Genomic DNA, 16,037 nt, shown 5'->3' on the forward strand with positions numbered 1-16,037 from the left:
CTCAGCAACCACCCCAAGCGTGAAACGCCACTCCCAAACACACCCACACCGGACCAGCACCCACCCCGAGAACGTGAAACGCGACTCCAAACGCAAGCACGCCGGCTCAGCAACCACCCCAAGCGTGAAACGCCACTCCCAAACACACCCACACCGGACCAGCACCCACCCCCAAGAGCGTGAAACGCGACTCCAAACGCAAGCACGCCGGGTCAGCAACCATCCGCACCGTGGGGGGCTCGGGGGGCTCGGCCCCCCGACAGATACAAGGACCCCGGGAGTTGGCCACAAGGCCAACGAACAGGATGGAGGATGTCGCGTCGCGGTGAAGCCTGGGGGTCGCTCCACCGCGACGCGACGCCGCCGGACCGAGGGGGGAGGTGTCCGGCGGTAGATCTCTGATGCCACGCTTCCCCAAACAGCGTTGCTGTGCAAAGAGTAGACCGTTGTGCACTCTCAGCGCCAGCGTGGCGTCAGTACTCCTAGCGCCGCGATCGCGGCGGCGGCGGCGGTCGATGCCCGCAGTACGGTCGGACCGAGCCGTGCTACCTGCGCTCCTGCGGCGCGGAGGGTGTCCAACTCGCTTTCGGAAATTCCTCCTTCTGGCCCCACAACCAGCATCAGGTCGCCTTCGGTTGTGGGCAGGACCACGTCCCGTAGGGCGGTGTCGGCGGCGGCGTCGAGGACGACGGCGGCGGCACTTTTCCTTACCAATTCAACTAGTTGGCGCGTCGTGGCGGGTTCGGTGACCTCGGGGATCCAGGCGCGGCGCGACTGTTTCGCCGCCTCGCGGACAGTGCTGCGCCAGCGTGCCAGGGCTTTGGCGCCGCGCGGACCGTCCTCCCACTTGACGATGCTGCGCCCGGCACGCCACGGCACGATGGCGTCGACGCCGGTTTCCGTGGCCAGCTCGACGGCGAGCTCGCCTCGGTCGCCTTTGATCAGTGCCTGCGCGAGCACGATTCGGGGTCGCGGTTGGGGTTCTGTCCAACTGCGGACCACGCGCAGCGCAAGGCTTTCCTTGCTTTGAACCGTTTCAACGACACAGAGGGCCGCCGCTCCCCTGCCGTCGGCGATGACGAGCTCCTCGTCGGGTTGGAGCCGGCGGACGGCGGCGGCGTGCCGTCCTTCCGGTCCGTCGAGCACCACGTGGGTGCCCGACGGGACGGTGTCGACGAGGAAGACGGGCGCGGTGTCGCTCACGACGCTCTCTCACGCACTCCGTGGCGTCCTGGTTCCTGCCGGTTCGTTCCGCGCTCCGTTCACCGGTGACGCGCGCGGAGCCGGGAGAAGAGCCCACCGGCGCGACCGTTGGTGGTCGCGACGATCTGGTCCTCCTCGCCGCGGAGGCTGGCGAGCTCGCGGAGCAGCTCGGTCTGCCGCGCGTCGAGCCGGCTGGGGATGTCGACCTCGACGTGCACGTGCAGGTCACCGCGGCCGTCGACACGTCCGGTTGACCGCAGGCGCGGCAGGCCGTGCCCGGTGAGCAGCAGTTCGGTACCGGGCTGGATGCCGGGGTCGAGCTCCAGCTCGACGGTGTCGTCGAGGGTCTCGAGCGGCAGGACGGCGCCGAGCGCGGCGGTGGTCATCGGAATGCGGACGGTGCAGTGCAGATCGGCGCCGTTGCGCTCGAAGGTCGGGTGCGGCTGCTCGACGACCTCGACGTACAGGTCGCCGGCCGGGCCGCCGCCGGGGCCGACCTCGCCCTGGCCGGAGAGCCGGACCCGCATGCCGTCGGCCACACCCGGCGGCACCTTCGCGGTGATGGTGCGGCGGGCGCGGACACGACCGTCGCCGCCGCACTGGCGGCACGGGTCGGGGATGATTTCGCCGACGCCGCGGCAGACCGGGCACGGGCGCGCGGTGACGACCTGCCCGAGGAACGACCGCTGGACGGACTGGATCTCGCCGCGGCCCGCGCAGGTGTCGCAGACCTGCGCGGAGGTCCCGTCGGCGGCACCGGCGCCCCGGCACACGTCGCACAGGACGGCCGTGTCGACGGTCAGCTCACGGGTGACCCCGGTGTTGCACTCCTCCAGCGACAGCTCGATGCGGATGAGCGCGTCGGACCCGGGCTGCACGCGGCTGCGCGGGCCTCGGCCGCCGCCCATGCCGCCACCGAAGAAGGCGTCCATGATGTCGCCGAGCCCGAACCCGGCGAAGGGGTCGCGCCCACCGCCACCGCCGTTGCCGAGCGGGTCGCCGCCCATGTCGACGATCTTGCGCTTCTGCGGGTCGGCGAGGACCTCGTAGGCCGCGGTGACCTCGCGGAAGCGCTCCTGGGCCGCCTCGTCGGGGTTGACGTCGGGATGGAGCTCGCGCGCCAGCTTGCGGTAGGCGCGCTTGATCTCTTCGGACGTAGCGTCCTGACGCACCCCGAGAGTGCCGTAGTAGTCCCTCGCCACCGTGTTCCCGTCCTCCTGCCCCGGTGCCCCGCGCCCGGGTCTCCCATGTCCGTGCTCTGCTGCCCTGGCGTTATCGCCCGGACAGAATGTCTCCGACGTAGTTCGCGACTGCCCGTACCGCCGCGATCGTGCCTGGGTAGTCCATCCTGGTCGGCCCCACCACGCCCATGCCGCCGAGCAGCGTCTGGTGCGCGCCGTAGCCGATCGAGACGACTGAGGTGCTGCGCATCTCGGCCGCCTCGTTCTCCTCCCCGATCCGCACCGTAATGGTGCCAGGCCGGCTGGCGGCGGCGAACAGCTTGAGCACCACCACCTGCTCCTCGAGGGCCTCGAGGACCTGGCGCAGCGACCCGGGGAAGTCGGCCGCGTTGCGGGTGAGGTTGGCGGTGCCGCCCAGGACCAGCCGCTCCTCGGGGTGCTCCACCAGTGACTCGACCAGCACGGTGGCCAGTCGCGTCATCGCGTCGCGCAGGTCCGACGACGCTTCCTCGAGCAGCTCGCTGACCTTGGCGGCAGCCTCCGTCAACGGGTTGTCAACGAGCGCGGAGTTCAGCATGTTCCGCAACCGCGAGACGTTGTCGTCCGTGATGACGTCCCCGAGGTCGACGGTCCGCTGTTCCACGCGCCCGTTGTCCGTGATCAGCACCAGCATGACCCGCGCGGGCGTGAGCTGGACCAGCTCGATGTGCCGCACGGTCGAGTGCGTCAACGTCGGGTACTGGATGACCGCTACCTGCCGCGTGAGCTGCGCCAACAGCCGGACGGACCGCCGCATCACGTCGTCGAGGTCGATCGCCCCGTCGAGGAACAGGCGGATGGCCCGCCGCTCCGCCGCGGACAGCGGCTTGACGTCGGTCAACCGGTCGACGAACAACCGGTACCCCTTGTCGGTGGGGATCCGCCCAGCGCTGGTGTGCGGCTGGGCGATGTACCCCTCCTCCTCGAGCGAGGCCATGTCGTTGCGCACGGTCGCGCTGGAAACGCCCAGGTTGTGCCGCTCGACGATCGCCTTGGAAGCGACCGGCTCCTGGCTGGACACGTAGTCAGCCACGATCGCCCGCAGGACCGCGAACCGCCGCTCATCGGTACTCGCCATCAGGTCACCTCCCGTCTTCACCACAAGTTTACGGAGGTGGACGCAAGTACCGGTCGAACCGGTGCCGAATGTGACCGTTTACTGGCAGTTCGGTGAGTCCGACCGGCTCAACTGAGCAGAGCGTGACGTACGCAACACCGGCCTACGGTCGGTCAGGCACCCGGGTACGCGCGGCAACCGAGGAGCTTCCCGATGCGGCGGAGGCCGCCGCGTAAGCCGATCTTGAGTGTGCCGCCGAGCCGGAACTGGACGCGGACGATCGCCCGGTTCCGGTGCCGCTCCGGTGCGATGTTGAAGGTTCGATAGGTCAGGAGCGTGCCCTTCGGGTGTGGGGTGAAGTGGTATTCGGCGCCGAACTTGTAGCCGCCGCGGAAGCCGAAGGAGCCGCGGTCCCGGTCCACCTCGACCGTGCCTCCGGGGTGCTGGTCATAGTGGCCCGCGCGCTGGCCATGACGCTGGCCGTAGTGGATCGTGAACTTGTGCGGGCCGCCCTGGAGTGTCGCGCGCGTCAGCAGCCAGCCAGCTCCCGGCACAGCGCACAACAGCGGGGCGTTGTGGGCGCCGATCGGCCCTTCCGATACTGCGAGGAGTACGTCGAGCACGCGCTCCAGCGGCGCCTCGATCACCCCGGTCGCCCTCCATGCCTCTGCTTCCAAGGCGATCACCTCCTGTCGTTCTTGTCGTTGACAATTCCTGTGGCGACGATTCTCACGACGATTCCTGGGCGACGATTCCCGCAGCGACCAGCTCCCGCAGCGACCACTCCGCAGCGACGATTCCCGCAGCGGAGTGAACAGGGCTCGCCTGCCCACCGCGCCCTGGGCAGCCGGCGGCTCACCGCGACGGCGAACCCGCGAAAATCCAGTGGTGTACGGCCGGGCGAGTGGGACTTAGCGCCTGACCGCCGTCGAACACGCGGCACACTCTCGGATTCCATCGGAGACGCCGTCGATCCTCGAGCAGGTTCGGCCGGACGTCAGGCGCGGGAGAGGATCTTGTTCACCGCCTCCTCCAGGTCGCCTTCGGCGCCTTCTGCTCGCCACGCCACGAAGCCGTCTGGACGGACGAGTACCGCGCCCTCGTCCGTGATTCCGTAGGTCTTGGTGAAGTGTCCATCCGGGTCTTCCAGGTCCTCGCCCACGCGGTAGGTGTCCACCGTCAGGTCGAGGTTTGCCGAGGCCGTCACCCACCTGTCGGCTGCTGGACCGGTCAGCAGCACGAATTTCCGGCCGAACAGGTCTCGTGTGGACGTGGGCGTGCCGTCGCGGCGCAGCGGGACGTGCGGGGCGCGCGATCCCGGCCTTGCTGTCGGCTGTTCGGGGTTCTCCAGCGCCGCACCGTCGTCGTCCGGTTCCAGGGCGACCGCCGAGGACAGGTGGCGGTAGCCGAAGAACAATGTGGACACCGGGTCGAGTGGGGCGGCCAGCGTGTCGTCGGCCAGGTCGGGGCGTAGGCGCTGCACGAACGCCGTGTACTGCTGCTCCACGAGGATGTCCGCGTACGGGCGGCGTTCCGGGTCGTGACTGTCCAGGAGGGCCGGCCCCGCCTCTCCCTTCACGACCATCGCCAACTTCCACGCCAGGTAGTAACCGTCCAGAATGGCCGTGTTGCCGCCGAAGCCACCCGTCGGTGGCATGACGCGCACCGCGTCACCGATCAGGTGCACGCGCCCGCTGGAGAAGCGGTCGGCGACCCGCACCGACGTGTGGCCGGTCGTCACGCCACCGGTCACCAGCAGTGGGTTCAGGTCCGGGACACCCGTCGCGACGCGGATCATCGAGATCCACTCCGCCTCGGTGACGTCTTCGCGATAGCCCACCGACAGTGCGTACCGGTTGGGGTCGTCGGTGCTCACGACGACCCCCGCGCCACCCGGCAGCTCCGGGTTCCGCAGGAAGTACAGCCCGAAGCCGCTCATGCCCAGGTCCGCTTCGAAGACGATGCCGATGGACCGGCTCAGGTCGCCGCGACCGTGCGTGCCGATGCCCAGTGCGTGACGGATCGGGCTTCGATGGCCGTCCGCCGCGACCAGGTAGTCGGCACGGACCCGGTGTTCGCCCGTCGCGTCGCGTAACACCGCGTGGACCTCGGAGTCGTTCTGCGTGAAGGAGACCAGCTCGGTACCGAAGCGGACGTCCGCACCCAGTTCGCGCGCCCGTGCCAGTAGGACCGGCTCGGTCCGCTCCTGGCTGGCGTTGGCCCACCCGGCCGGGCTCAGGGCGCTGAAGTCCGGGTTCGCGTCCATGACCAGGTCGTTGTAGACGCGGCCCCGCACACTCTCCGCCACGACAATGTGGAAGTCCGGGACGTCCGGGCCGGCGTCGAAGACGCGACCGGCCACTCCGGCCACGCGCAGCGCCTCCATCGTGTGCGGGAACTGGCCACGCGCCTTCGGGTAGATCGAGGTGGTCGGGTGTCGCTCCACCACGAGCGAGCGCACGCCGTGCACGCCGAGGAACATCGCGAGGGAAAGGCCTGCCAGTCCGGCACCGACAACCAGCACCGGGGTTTGCTCGTCAGACATGTAAGCTCCGTTCGAACGTCGTTCGTTTTGACAAACGCCGTTCTACGCGCGAACCTGGTTCGTGTCAAGTAGAGTGCTCGGCGTAGCGGAGAGGGAGGTGCTCGATGGAGGCGGAGTGGCCCAGGGCCCGACCGGCTGTGCGCCGCCGGACGCTCAGCCAGGACCTGGTCGTCGACACCGCGCTCGAGCTGCTGGGCAAGGGCAGCCTGGACACCGTGACCATGCGGCGGGTCGCGCAGGAGCTCGACACGGGACCGGCATCGCTCTACGCACACGTGGGCAGTAAGGAGGAACTACATGAACTGATGCTCGACCGGCTACTCGGCCGGTTACCCCGTCCTGAGCCGGACCCGGACAGGTGGACCGAACAGATCCTCGAGATGGCCAGGGCGCAGCTGGCGATGCTGACGTCCTATCCCGGCATAGCCAGGGTCGGCCTGGAGACCGTCGTACCGGCGGGTCCGAACGCGCTCGCCTATGGAGAGGCCGTGCTCGCGGTCCTGCGGGCGGGTGGGCTGCCCGACCGGACCGCGGTGTTCGCGTTCGACACGCTGTCGCTGTGGTGCTCGGCGTTCGCGTACGAACTCGCCGCCGTCCGCACCGGTGAGCTCGACAAGGAGCAGATCCGGGCCAGGGGCGAGAAGATCGGCGCGTACATGGCGGCGCGTCCCGCTCAGTTCCCGAACCTGCTGGGCGTCGGCGAAATCCTCAGTGAGGCCGCGCCCGAGGAGCGGTTCGAGTTCGCGCTGGACGTGTTCCTCGCCGGGCTGATCTCCGCCTTCGAGCCACGGCACGGGGCGAGCGACGGACCGAGGTAGACACCGATGTCGCACGGCGGGAGACCGTACCTGTCGGCGGTGGACGGTCGGCTCGTCAGACCGTGATCGGGAGTGTGGCCACGCCGCGCAGGTTCAGGCGGCCGTTCCACTCGACGTCACCGGCAAGGGCAAGGCCGGGGAAGCGGCTCACCAGGCCGTTGATGGCCAGGCGACCCTCCAGGCGAGCCAGTGCCGCGCCCAGGCAGTGGTGCGGGCCGGCGCCGAAGGACACCTGTGCGCGGGCGTCCTCGCGGTCGAGGCGCAGTTGGTGGGCGGTCGGGCCGAAGCGGCGCTCGTCGCGGTTCGCGGAGGCCAGACCGGCGATCACGAACATGCCGGCCGGGATCTCACGGCCGCCGAGCATGTACGGCGCGGTGGTGATGCGGCGGGACTGCTGGACGGGACTGTCGTAACGCAGCAGCTCCTCCACCGCGTTGGCCGCGAGGTCCGGTCGGGCGCGGAGGAGTTCCCGCTGGTCGGGGTTGCGCAGCAGTGCGAGGACACCGTTGCCGATGAGGTTCACCGTGGTCTCGTGGCCGGCGATGTACAGCAGCTGCGCCTGCGCCACCAACTCCTCGTCGGTCAGCTGGTCGCCCTCGTCCTCGGCGGCGATGAGCGCGGTGAGCAGGTCGTCGGCCGGGTTCTTGCGCTTCCAGTCGATGATCTCGCGCATCAGGGCCATCAGCTCGACCTCGGCGGCGGCGATCGCACGCACCACCTCGTCGTCGGTCACCACCTCCAGTGAGCGCACGACCGTCCCGGTCAGCTCACGGAGCCGCACGTGGTCGGTGGGTGGTGTGCCGAGCAGCTCGGAGATCACCGCGAACGGCAGCGGGAACGCGAGCGCCTCGATCAGGTCGACCGTGCGTTGCTCGGCGATCCGGTCGAGGGAGGCGTCCACCAGGGCCGCCACCTTCGGCTCCAGCGCGGCGACCGCCTTCGGGGTGAAGACCTTGGTGACGAGCCTGCGCAGCCGCGTGTGGTCGGGCGGGTCGCGGTCCAGCATGGACGCGGTGAACGCCGTGCTTGCATGCTCCAGTTGTTGGTGCTGGTCGGCGACCGCGCCGGTGCCGAGGTTGCGGTACTCGACCGACAGGTTGCCCCGCAGCAGCGCGGCCACGTCGTCGTAGCGGGTCACGAGCCAGAAGCCGAGCGGGTGCTGGTGCATCGGGTCCAGGTCGCGCATGCGCTGGTAGAGCGGGTACGGGTCTTCGGTGAAGTCGGGCAGGAACGGGTTGAAGAGCAGCTCTGTCTCGGTCACGACGTTCACCTACTCCGTGTCGGCGACCTACTCAGCGTATGTCGCCCGTTGGGTTGCGCGGGCACTTCGTCTGGCCGGATGTCGAACCGCGGGCGACGACTCCGTCCTCTGTCGCGTGACGCCCGTTCGGGCGTCTCGAACGGGAGGACAACCATGAGTCACCCTGTGGTGCACTTCGAGATCGTCGGCGGTGGGCCGGCCGCGTTGCGTGACTACTACGCGGCCCTGTTCGGGTGGGAGTTCCAGGTGGGGGACGCGGTCACCGAGGAGGTGTCACGGCCCGGCGAGTACGGGTTCGTCGGGAACGCCGGGATCAACGGCGGCGTCGGCGGGGGCACCGGTTTCGCGCCGCGTGTGCTGTTCTACGTCGGCGTGACCGATGTCGAGGCCGCGTTGCGGCGGGCTGAGGAGCTCGGTGGCGAGCGGGTCATGGGGCCGGCGCGCGCCGGTGACTTCGCTGTCGGACACTTCACCGATCCGGAGGGCAACCTCATCGGTGTGGCCGGGCAGGAGGAGACGCGGTGAAGTACCTCATCATGATCTACGGCAACCCCCGGAACTGGGAGCACCCGATGTTCCTGCACGACCCCGGCTTCCTCGCCCTGCCGGCGGAGGAGCGTGACGAGCTGGTCCGGCAGGCCGAGGAGCTGCGGCGGGAGATCGTCGAGTCCGGCGAGTTCGTGGCCGGGGTGGCGTTGGCGGATCCGGCGCTCACCAAGAGCGTGCGCGGGCGCGACGGGGTGCCGGTCACGACCGACGGCCCGTACGTGGAGGCGAAGGAGCAGCTCGCGGGGTACTGCGTGCTCGACTGTGAGAGCGCCGCGCGCGCGACGGAGATCGCGTCGCGGTTCCCCGACGCGCGGTTCGCGGCGGTCGAGGTGCGGCCGATCATGGAGATGGCGGGGCAGGAGATGTGACCGGGCTGGAGGACCTGCTGCGCCGGCTCGCGCCGCAGGTCCTCGCCGCGCTCGTGCGGCGGTACCGCGACTTCGAGGCGGCGGAGGACGCGACGCAGGAGGCACTGCTGGCGGCCGCGACGCGCTGGCCAGCCGACGGGGTGCCCGAGCGGCCGGACGCGTGGCTGATCACGGTCGCGGCGCGGAAGCTGACCGACCAGCTGCGCAGTGAGCAGGCCAGCCGGCGGCGGGAGGCCCTGTCCGTCGGTCCGGCCGTCGACACGCCGGATGAGGGTGACGACACGCTGATGCTGCTCGCGTTGTGCTGCCACCCGAGCCTGACGCCGGCCTCGCAGATCGCGTTGACGCTGCGCGCGGTCGGCGGGTTGACGACGGCGGAGATCGCGCGGGCGTTCCTGGTGCCGGAGCACACGATGGGGCAGCGGATCAGCCGGGCCAAGCAGAAGATCAGGGCGAGTGGGGCGCGGTTCACTCAACCGGTGGACCTGCGGGCGGTGCTGCACGTGCTGTACCTGATCTTCACCGAGGGGTACACGGCGTCGTCCGGGGAGTCGCTGCACCGGGCCGAGCTGGCGCGGGAGGCGATCCGGTTGGCGCGGCTCGTGCACGCGCTGTCGCCGACGGATGGCGAGGTGGCCGGGTTGCTCGCGCTGATGCTGCTGACGGACGCGCGGCGACCGGCCCGGACGCTTCCCGACGGGAGCTTGGTGCCGTTGGCGGAGCAGGACCGGGCGTTGTGGGATCGGGCCCTGGTCGCTGAGGGGCTTGCGTTGGTGCGACACGCGCTCACGCACGCTCGACTCGGGGTGTACCAGGTGGAGGCGGCGATCGCGGCCGTCCACACGGAGGCGACTTCCTCGGCGACGACGGACTGGCGGCAGATCGTGGCGCTGTACCGCGTGCTGTCGGCGCTCGACCCCAATCCGGTGGTGACGCTCAACCAGGCGGTGGCGGTCGGGATGGCCGAGGGAGCGGCGGCGGGGTTGGCGGCACTGGCGCCGTTGTCGGCGGATGTGCGGCTGGCGGGGCATCACCGGTTGCACGCGGTGCGGGCGCATTTGCTGGAGATGTCGGGGGCGGTGGCTGAGGCGCGTGAGGAGTACCGCGAGGCGGCGCGGCTCACCACCAGCGTGCCGGAGCAGCGATACCTGCGAGACCGCGCGTCCCGGCTTGCTGCCTTGCCGATCACCAGATCCCCCTCCCAATGACAAGGCACCGCGCGACCCGCGACGTCGTCGGCGCGCTCATCGAGATAGCGAGGCTCCCGGATCCGCGGCGCCGGGACAGCACGTGGACCGGTCCGGCGGGTGCGTCCGGCGCGTAACGCGATCAACTCCCGGCGCAGGGTCGCGACCGGCTGGGCGTAGACCCACTGGTAGATCGCCTCATGACTCACCCGACCAGGGCCTCCGACCCGATGGTCACGGGCCAACCGGCCCGCGATCGAAGCCGGTGACCAGCCACGACGCAACAACGACCACACCTGTGTCCGTGTCCGCGTGGACCGGGCGACCGCCATCACCTTCGGCCGAGCCCGACCCACAACCGCCACGGCCTCGGCCGACACCCGCCCGGTAACCGTCCCGGCCACCATGACGAGCCACCTCACGCGAGACGACCGACGGATCACGACGATCCGGACAGCGATGTCCTTGTATTCCAACAGTTCCCGCAAGACCACGGGAGATCTCCTCCCGATCAACCAACGTCAACATCCTGCGCACGACAGGGCACCCTTCCCCCACCGAACACCAAGATCACATGCTACGACCGCCTGAGCCTGCCGGGGCGTGGCCTCCGGCCCCCGATTCAAGTCTACCGAGGGGCACCGACAGATTCGGCGTCTGTGGACAATCGCCTGTGGACAGTCCAGAAATGTCGGTGGATTTCGGTAGCGTTAGAACCGGGGGGACCCCCAGCGGACGAGTGGGACTTTCGCTCGATGCGAGCAGAAAAGTTTTGCCGGTGGATGGTTTCAATGCAGAAACGGTCGGTGCAGGCGGGTAGCATTGAAATCGGGGGTCCCTCGGCAGACGAAAGGGACTTTCGCTCGGAGTCAGCCAGAAAGTTTTGCCGGTGGGCGGCTTCAACACGGGAACTGTCGGTGTTCGCTGGTAGCGTTGAAACCGGGGGCCCCCCGGGGGCACGAGTGGGACTTTCGCTCGGAGTGGCCGGGGGAATCATGGGCAATAGCAGGTTGGCGCTCGGGAATTGTCGGGTGATGCTGCTAGCCTGGAATTCGCAGGTTCCCCCGGAACGAGACGAAAGGAGGTGACGATACGAAAGGAGGTCAGGTAAGGCGGCGGACTACCGCGTCGGCTAGTAGGCGGCCTTTCAGGGTCAGGATGCAGCGGCCGAACTTGCCGTTCACTCCGGCCAGTGCTGGCTTGTCCAGCAGCCCCTCTTCTGCTGCTTCACGGGCTTCCTCCTGGACTTCCGGGGTGAGGATGTCCAGTGGGAGGCCGTCCGCCAGGCGGAGTTGGAGCATTACTCGTTCCAGGTGGCGGTCCGCGGGGGTCAGGGATTCTCTTGCGGCTGCTGGGGAGTTGCCCTGCGCCAAGATGGCTGCGTAGCGGGCCGGGTGCTTCACGTTCCACCAGCGGACGCCGCCCACGTGGCTGTGGGCGCCGGGGCCTACGCCCCACCAGTCGGCGCCCGTCCAGTACGTCAGGTTGTGGCGGCACCACGCCTTTGGCTCTGTTGCCCAGTTGGAGACCTCGTACCAGTGGAGGCCCGCCGCGGACAGCACCCTGTCCACCTGTTCGTAGCGGTCGGCCAGGACGTCGTCGTCGGGGGCGGGGAGGGTGCCTCTGGCTATGCGGCGCGCCAGTGCCGTTCCCTCTTCGACTATCAGGGCATAGGCCGAGACGTGGTCTACGCCCGTTTCCAGGACCGCGTCCAGGGAGCGGGTCAGGTCCTCCTCCCTCTCGCCCGGGGTGCCGTAGATGAGGTCCAGGTTCACGTGGTCGAAGCCGGCCTGGCGGGCCTCACGGGCGGCGGCTGTGGCTCGGCCTGGGGTGTGGGTTCGGTCCAGGACCGCCAGCACGTGCGGGGCCGCCGACTGCATGCCCAGGGACACCCTGGTGTAGCCGGCCGCCCGGATGGCCTCGAAGAACTCGGGGGACGTCGACTCCGGGTTGGACTCCGTGGTCACCTCGGCGTCGGCGGTCAGGCCCACCGTGTCGCGGACCGCGGTCAGGACCTCCGCCAGGCCCGTGGCGCCCAGGAGTGACGGGGTGCCGCCGCCGACGAAAACAGTCTCTGCCGGGGGTGGGGTGCCCAGGACCTCCGCCGCCAGGGTCAGCTCCTGGCGAACCGCGGCCAGCCAGGACGTCGGCGAGGCGGATGACGTGGCCAGGTCGGCCGCCGTGTAGGTGTTGAAGTCGCAGTAGCCGCAGCGGGTGGCGCAGAACGGCACGTGTACGTAGACGCCGAACGGGCGTTGCCCGAGGCCGCGCAGGGCGGGCTCGGGCAGGGCGCCGTCGGGCGGCGCGGCGTCACCGTCGGGGAGTGCGGAAGGCACGCCTACCAGTATCGCCGACCGCTTCGCGGGCCCGCGCTCAGCGCCACACCACCAGGGTGACCACGGACAGGCCGGCCGCGATGACCAGGAACACGAAACCGAACAGCGGCGCCCGGCGCCACCACGGTGTATGACGGTCCAACGCGATGCGGCCCGGGCCGGTGAACAGCAGGGCGAACGCCGCCACCGCGTACATCGACTCCAGTTCCACGTTGCCGAGGAACTGGTGCCAGTTGCCCTTCACGGCGATGACGTTCGCCATCACGCCGAGGATGGCCGCGGCGCCGACCGGGAAGAACAGGCCCAGGATCACCAGCAGGCCGCCGGCGGTCTCGCTGATCGCCAGCACCCAGGCCAGGACGCCCGGCTCGGTGAAACCGGCCTCGGTCAGGACGTGCCTGGTCGCGTCCATGCCGCTGATCGGCCCGTTCAACCAGCCGAACAGCTTGTCGACCCCGTGCGCGACGAACAGGCCGCCCAGCGCCAGGCGGAGCACCAGCAGGCCGAAGTCCAAGCCGCCGTGCCACTCCGCCCTTCGGCGCTCGGTCGGGGCGGCCTCCGTTTCGGCGATGTCGGTGTCGCCGTAACCGGGGAAAGTCGTGGTCTGAGCGTTCGAGAACGACGCGTCGTCGTCGAAGAACCCCGGCGAGCCCGATCTCGGGGTCCCGAAGTTCTGCGTCGTGGACGAGGAGTCACTCGTGGTGAAGAAGCCACGGTCGTCTTCATTGCTCACCCGCGCGAGGGTATTGCATCGGCCGAACGGGTGGGCGGCAAATCTCGCGATCAGTAGTCGCCTCGTACCACGTTCTGGAGCGGCTGCCCCGCCACGAACCGGGCGATCTGCGCGGCGACCACGGCGTAGGACCGCCGCTGGTAACCCTCCACGCTCGCCGCCACGTGCGGGGTCAGCAGCAGGTTGGGGGCGGTCCACAGCGGGTGATCCGCCGGCGGCGGCTCCGGCTCGGTCACGTCCAGGGCGGCGCGGAGGCGGCCGGACACCAGCTCCGCGACCAGCGCGTCGGTGTCCACGACCTTGCCGCGTGCCGCGTTCACCAGCACCGCGCCGTCCCGCATCCTGGACAGGAACGCCGCGTCGACCATGCCCGTCGTGGCCGGGGTGAGCGGCACCATCAGCACCACGGCGTCGTGCTCGCCCAGCAGCGTGGGCACCTCGTCGATGCCGCGCACGCCGTCGCGGGCGCGGTGGCCGACCAGCGTCGTCCGCGCGTCGCACGCGTCCAGGCGGCGTTTGAGCTGGCTGCCGAGGTCGCCGGCGCCGATGACCAGCACCTTCTTGTCCAGCAGCGTCTCCGTCGGCTCACGGATCCACGTCCGGGCCACGCGCTCCCGCTCGAACGGGATCAGCTCGCGGTACACGGCCAGCAGCACCGCCAGGGCCCACTCCGCGGTGCTCCCGCCGTGGGCGCCCCGGGCGGTCGACAGCGTCACGTGCGGCGGCACCCGGCCGATCCAGTTCTCGGCACCCGCCGTGAGCAGCTGGATCAGCCGGAGCCTCGGCAGCCGGGACACGACCGCGACCGGGTCTGACTCGACCAGGAAGCCCGGGACCAGGACCTCGGCACGTTCCGGCAGCGCGTCGACCGAGTCGTACCGCACCACCTCGACGCCGTCGACCCCGGCAAGGGCCGCCTCGCCCGCCTCGTCCGGAACCAGCACAGTGATCGCCACGCCAGCACCCTACTTACCCGATGTTCACGGGCACGCCCCTAGCGTGGAGACATGTCCTTGAGGTCACGCGTGCTGGTAGCGGGCGTGCTCGGCGGCGTCCTGCTGGCCGCCGGGTGTGCCGCGTTCCCCGACCAGCCGCCGCCGCAGAGCTGGCGGCCGCAGGAGCAGCTGACCCCGCAGGGCGGCCCGGACCCGCAGGTGCCGGGCGAGAGCCAGCCCGGTGAGGGCGGCGCCGGCGGGAGCGGGGCGCCGAGCGAGATCCCGCCGCCGGACGGCTGCAAGGACTACGACCCCGCGGTCATCGCCACCTGCCTGGACACGGTGGTCGCGGTCGCGGCTTTCCCCGGCGACGGCCGGGACCCGGTGGCGCTGGTCGGCGAGCGGCGCACCGGGCGGATCCTGCGGGTCAAGCACGGCGCGGACCCCCAGCTGGTCGCGACCGTGCCGGTGGACGGGAGCACGGACGGCGGCCTGACCGGGCTCGCCCTCTCCCCCACCTACGCCGAGGACCAGCTGATCTTCGCCTACACCACGACCGCGACCGACAACCGCGTGGTGCGGATCGCGCCCGGTGACGTGCCCAAGCCGGTCATCACCGGCATCCCGCGCGGCGCGACCGACAACCGGGGCGCGCTCGCGCTCGACCGCACCGGCGCGTTGCTGCTCGCCACCGGTGACGCCGGCAACCAGCAGGCCGCCGGCGACCTGAACTCGCTGGCCGGCAAGGTGCTCCGGTTCGACGCGAGCGGTGCGCCCGCGACCGGCAACCCCAACACGGCGTCACTGGTCGTGGCCAGCGGGCTGCGTCAGCCCGGTGGGGTGTGCACGTCCGTCAACGGGCCCGGTGCCTGGGTGACGGACCGGGCCGCCACCCAGGACGTGCTGTACCGGCTGGAGTTGGGCAAGCCGCTGACGACGCCCGCGTGGACGTGGCCGGACCGGCCGGGCGTGTCGGGCTGCGCGTCGATGGCCACCGGCGTGGTGATCGTCATGTCGACCGCCGGTAACGCGCAGCGGCTGCCGATCGCGTCGGACGGATCGTTCGCCGGGAAGCCGGAGGTGACCCTCGACAAGGACCAGGGCTACGGCCTGTTCGGCGGCATGGACGCGGTGAACGAGCAGGTCGCGGTGGCCGGCACGATCAACAAGGACGGCGGCCAGCCCGTCTCCAGCGACGACCGTGCGGTCGTGATCGCCATCGCCGGCGGCGGTGGCCCCGGCGGCGCGGATTGAGGGCTCAGCGCAACGCGTCGAACCAGGTCAGGACCTGTGGCAGTGCCACGCGGGCCGAGATGAAGTGGTCGACCTCGCCCACGTCGACGACCTCGCTGTCGCGGGTGCCGTGTGCCCGCAGCGCGGCCTGGCAGCTCACCGAGTTGGCGAACACCACGTCGCGGTCGGCGGTGCCGGCGAACAGGCGCACGGGCACGCGCGGGCGCCAGTCGCACGCGTCGTCGTTCGCCGCGAGCACGGCCGCGAGCGCGCCGTCCGGGTGGGCCAGCCGCGCGAGGAACTCGTCGGTGAACAGCTCCTGCGGGGTGTGCGGCAGGGCGTTCACCACGTCCAGCTCCTCGTGGTCGCTGTCGAACAGGGACTCGACCACCCGGTCGTACGGCGCGCGGAACGCCTCGGCCGGCGAGTCGTACAGCCGGTGGACGCGGTTCCACGCCGTGATCGCGTAGCCGAGGTACAGCGTCGCGCTGACCCCGTCGAGCCGGCCGTCCAGCGCGGCAGGTATCTCCTGGCCGCGGATGTCGTACGGACCGGCGATCCCCGCGACCGCGCGGAGGCCGAACTCGGCGGA

General features: G+C 70.3%; 14 protein-coding genes and 1 pseudogene. 5 read left to right on the forward strand and 10 right to left on the reverse strand.

Going from position 1 to position 16,037, the window contains the following annotated elements:
* Window positions 1-456 precede the first annotated feature (456 nt).
* The 5 genes from ACJ73U_RS03475 to ACJ73U_RS03495 form a co-directional block, all read right to left on the reverse strand.
* Complete coding sequence (locus tag ACJ73U_RS03475) at window positions 457-1,203, reverse strand: 16S rRNA (uracil(1498)-N(3))-methyltransferase (RefSeq protein WP_407776035.1); 747 nt, start codon at window positions 1,201-1,203, stop codon at window positions 457-459.
* 59 nt (window positions 1,204-1,262) lie between these two features.
* Window positions 1,263-2,405 carry a molecular chaperone DnaJ gene (dnaJ, locus tag ACJ73U_RS03480; protein ID WP_407776036.1) on the reverse strand — a complete coding sequence of 381 codons (1,143 nt, stop codon included), beginning with the start codon at window positions 2,403-2,405 and terminating at the stop codon, window positions 1,263-1,265.
* A gap of 70 nt (window positions 2,406-2,475) precedes the next feature.
* Entirely contained in the window at window positions 2,476-3,501 is a 1,026-nt protein-coding gene (hrcA, locus tag ACJ73U_RS03485) for a heat-inducible transcriptional repressor HrcA (protein WP_407776037.1), read from the reverse strand.
* Window positions 3,502-3,653: 152 nt separating this feature from the next.
* Window positions 3,654-4,157 (reverse strand): hypothetical protein, encoded by a 504-nt coding sequence (locus ACJ73U_RS03490; protein ID WP_407776038.1) that lies wholly within the window; start codon window positions 4,155-4,157, stop codon window positions 3,654-3,656.
* A gap of 320 nt (window positions 4,158-4,477) precedes the next feature.
* Window positions 4,478-6,025 carry an FAD-dependent monooxygenase gene (locus tag ACJ73U_RS03495; protein ID WP_407776039.1) on the reverse strand — a complete coding sequence of 516 codons (1,548 nt, stop codon included), beginning with the start codon at window positions 6,023-6,025 and terminating at the stop codon, window positions 4,478-4,480.
* Window positions 6,026-6,129: 104 nt separating this feature from the next.
* On the opposite strand from ACJ73U_RS03495, the gene ACJ73U_RS03500 reads away from it, so the two are divergent.
* Window positions 6,130-6,843, forward strand: a complete 714-nt coding sequence (locus ACJ73U_RS03500; RefSeq protein WP_407776040.1) for a TetR/AcrR family transcriptional regulator — start codon at window positions 6,130-6,132, stop codon at window positions 6,841-6,843.
* Between the two features lie 55 nt (window positions 6,844-6,898).
* Here the strand turns inward: ACJ73U_RS03500 and ACJ73U_RS03505 are convergent, their stop codons facing one another.
* Complete coding sequence (locus ACJ73U_RS03505) at window positions 6,899-8,104, reverse strand: cytochrome P450 (protein ID WP_407776041.1); 1,206 nt, start codon at window positions 8,102-8,104, stop codon at window positions 6,899-6,901.
* Window positions 8,105-8,257: 153 nt separating this feature from the next.
* Between ACJ73U_RS03505 and ACJ73U_RS03510 the strand changes: the two genes are divergently transcribed.
* Genes ACJ73U_RS03510 through ACJ73U_RS03520 form a run of 3 tightly spaced genes read left to right on the forward strand, consistent with a single transcriptional unit; the run spans window position 8,258 to window position 10,229 of the window.
* Window positions 8,258-8,629: a VOC family protein gene (locus ACJ73U_RS03510; protein WP_407776042.1), complete on the forward strand. Its 372-nt coding sequence runs from the start codon at window positions 8,258-8,260 to the stop codon at window positions 8,627-8,629.
* Window positions 8,626-9,021 (forward strand): YciI family protein, encoded by a 396-nt coding sequence (locus ACJ73U_RS03515; protein WP_407776043.1) that lies wholly within the window; start codon window positions 8,626-8,628, stop codon window positions 9,019-9,021. The genes ACJ73U_RS03510 and ACJ73U_RS03515 overlap by 4 nt, the downstream gene beginning before the upstream one ends.
* On the forward strand, window positions 9,018-10,229 hold the full coding sequence (locus tag ACJ73U_RS03520; RefSeq protein WP_407776044.1) for an RNA polymerase sigma factor: 1,212 nt from the start codon (window positions 9,018-9,020) through the stop codon (window positions 10,227-10,229). The genes ACJ73U_RS03515 and ACJ73U_RS03520 overlap by 4 nt, the downstream gene beginning before the upstream one ends.
* 1,082 nt (window positions 10,230-11,311) lie before the next feature.
* Here the strand turns inward: ACJ73U_RS03520 and hemW are convergent.
* Genes hemW through ACJ73U_RS03535 form a run of 3 tightly spaced genes read right to left on the reverse strand, consistent with a single transcriptional unit; the run spans window position 11,312 to window position 14,233 of the window.
* A complete protein-coding gene (hemW, locus tag ACJ73U_RS03525; RefSeq protein ID WP_407776045.1) occupies window positions 11,312-12,544 on the reverse strand; it encodes a radical SAM family heme chaperone HemW in 1,233 nt (410 codons plus the stop codon).
* Window positions 12,545-12,581: 37 nt separating this feature from the next.
* Entirely contained in the window at window positions 12,582-13,277 is a 696-nt protein-coding gene (locus ACJ73U_RS03530; RefSeq protein ID WP_407776046.1) for a DoxX family protein, read from the reverse strand.
* Between the two features lie 50 nt (window positions 13,278-13,327).
* The gene (locus tag ACJ73U_RS03535; RefSeq protein ID WP_407776047.1) at window positions 13,328-14,233 is read right to left on the reverse strand and encodes a 2-hydroxyacid dehydrogenase; all 906 of its coding nucleotides are present in this window, start codon (window positions 14,231-14,233) and stop codon (window positions 13,328-13,330) included.
* 51 nt (window positions 14,234-14,284) lie between these two features.
* On the opposite strand from ACJ73U_RS03535, the gene ACJ73U_RS03540 reads away from it, so the two are divergent.
* Window positions 14,285-15,466 carry a PQQ-dependent sugar dehydrogenase gene (locus tag ACJ73U_RS03540; RefSeq protein WP_407776048.1) on the forward strand — a complete coding sequence of 394 codons (1,182 nt, stop codon included), beginning with the start codon at window positions 14,285-14,287 and terminating at the stop codon, window positions 15,464-15,466.
* Window positions 15,467-15,470: 4 nt separating this feature from the next.
* Here ACJ73U_RS03540 and ACJ73U_RS03545 read toward each other — a convergent pair.
* Window positions 15,471-16,037: pseudogene (locus ACJ73U_RS03545) on the reverse strand (hypothetical protein); the annotation flags it as partial.

This window comes from Actinophytocola sp., from assembly GCF_045807065.1.
Lineage (GTDB): Bacteria > Actinomycetota > Actinomycetes > Mycobacteriales > Pseudonocardiaceae > Actinophytocola.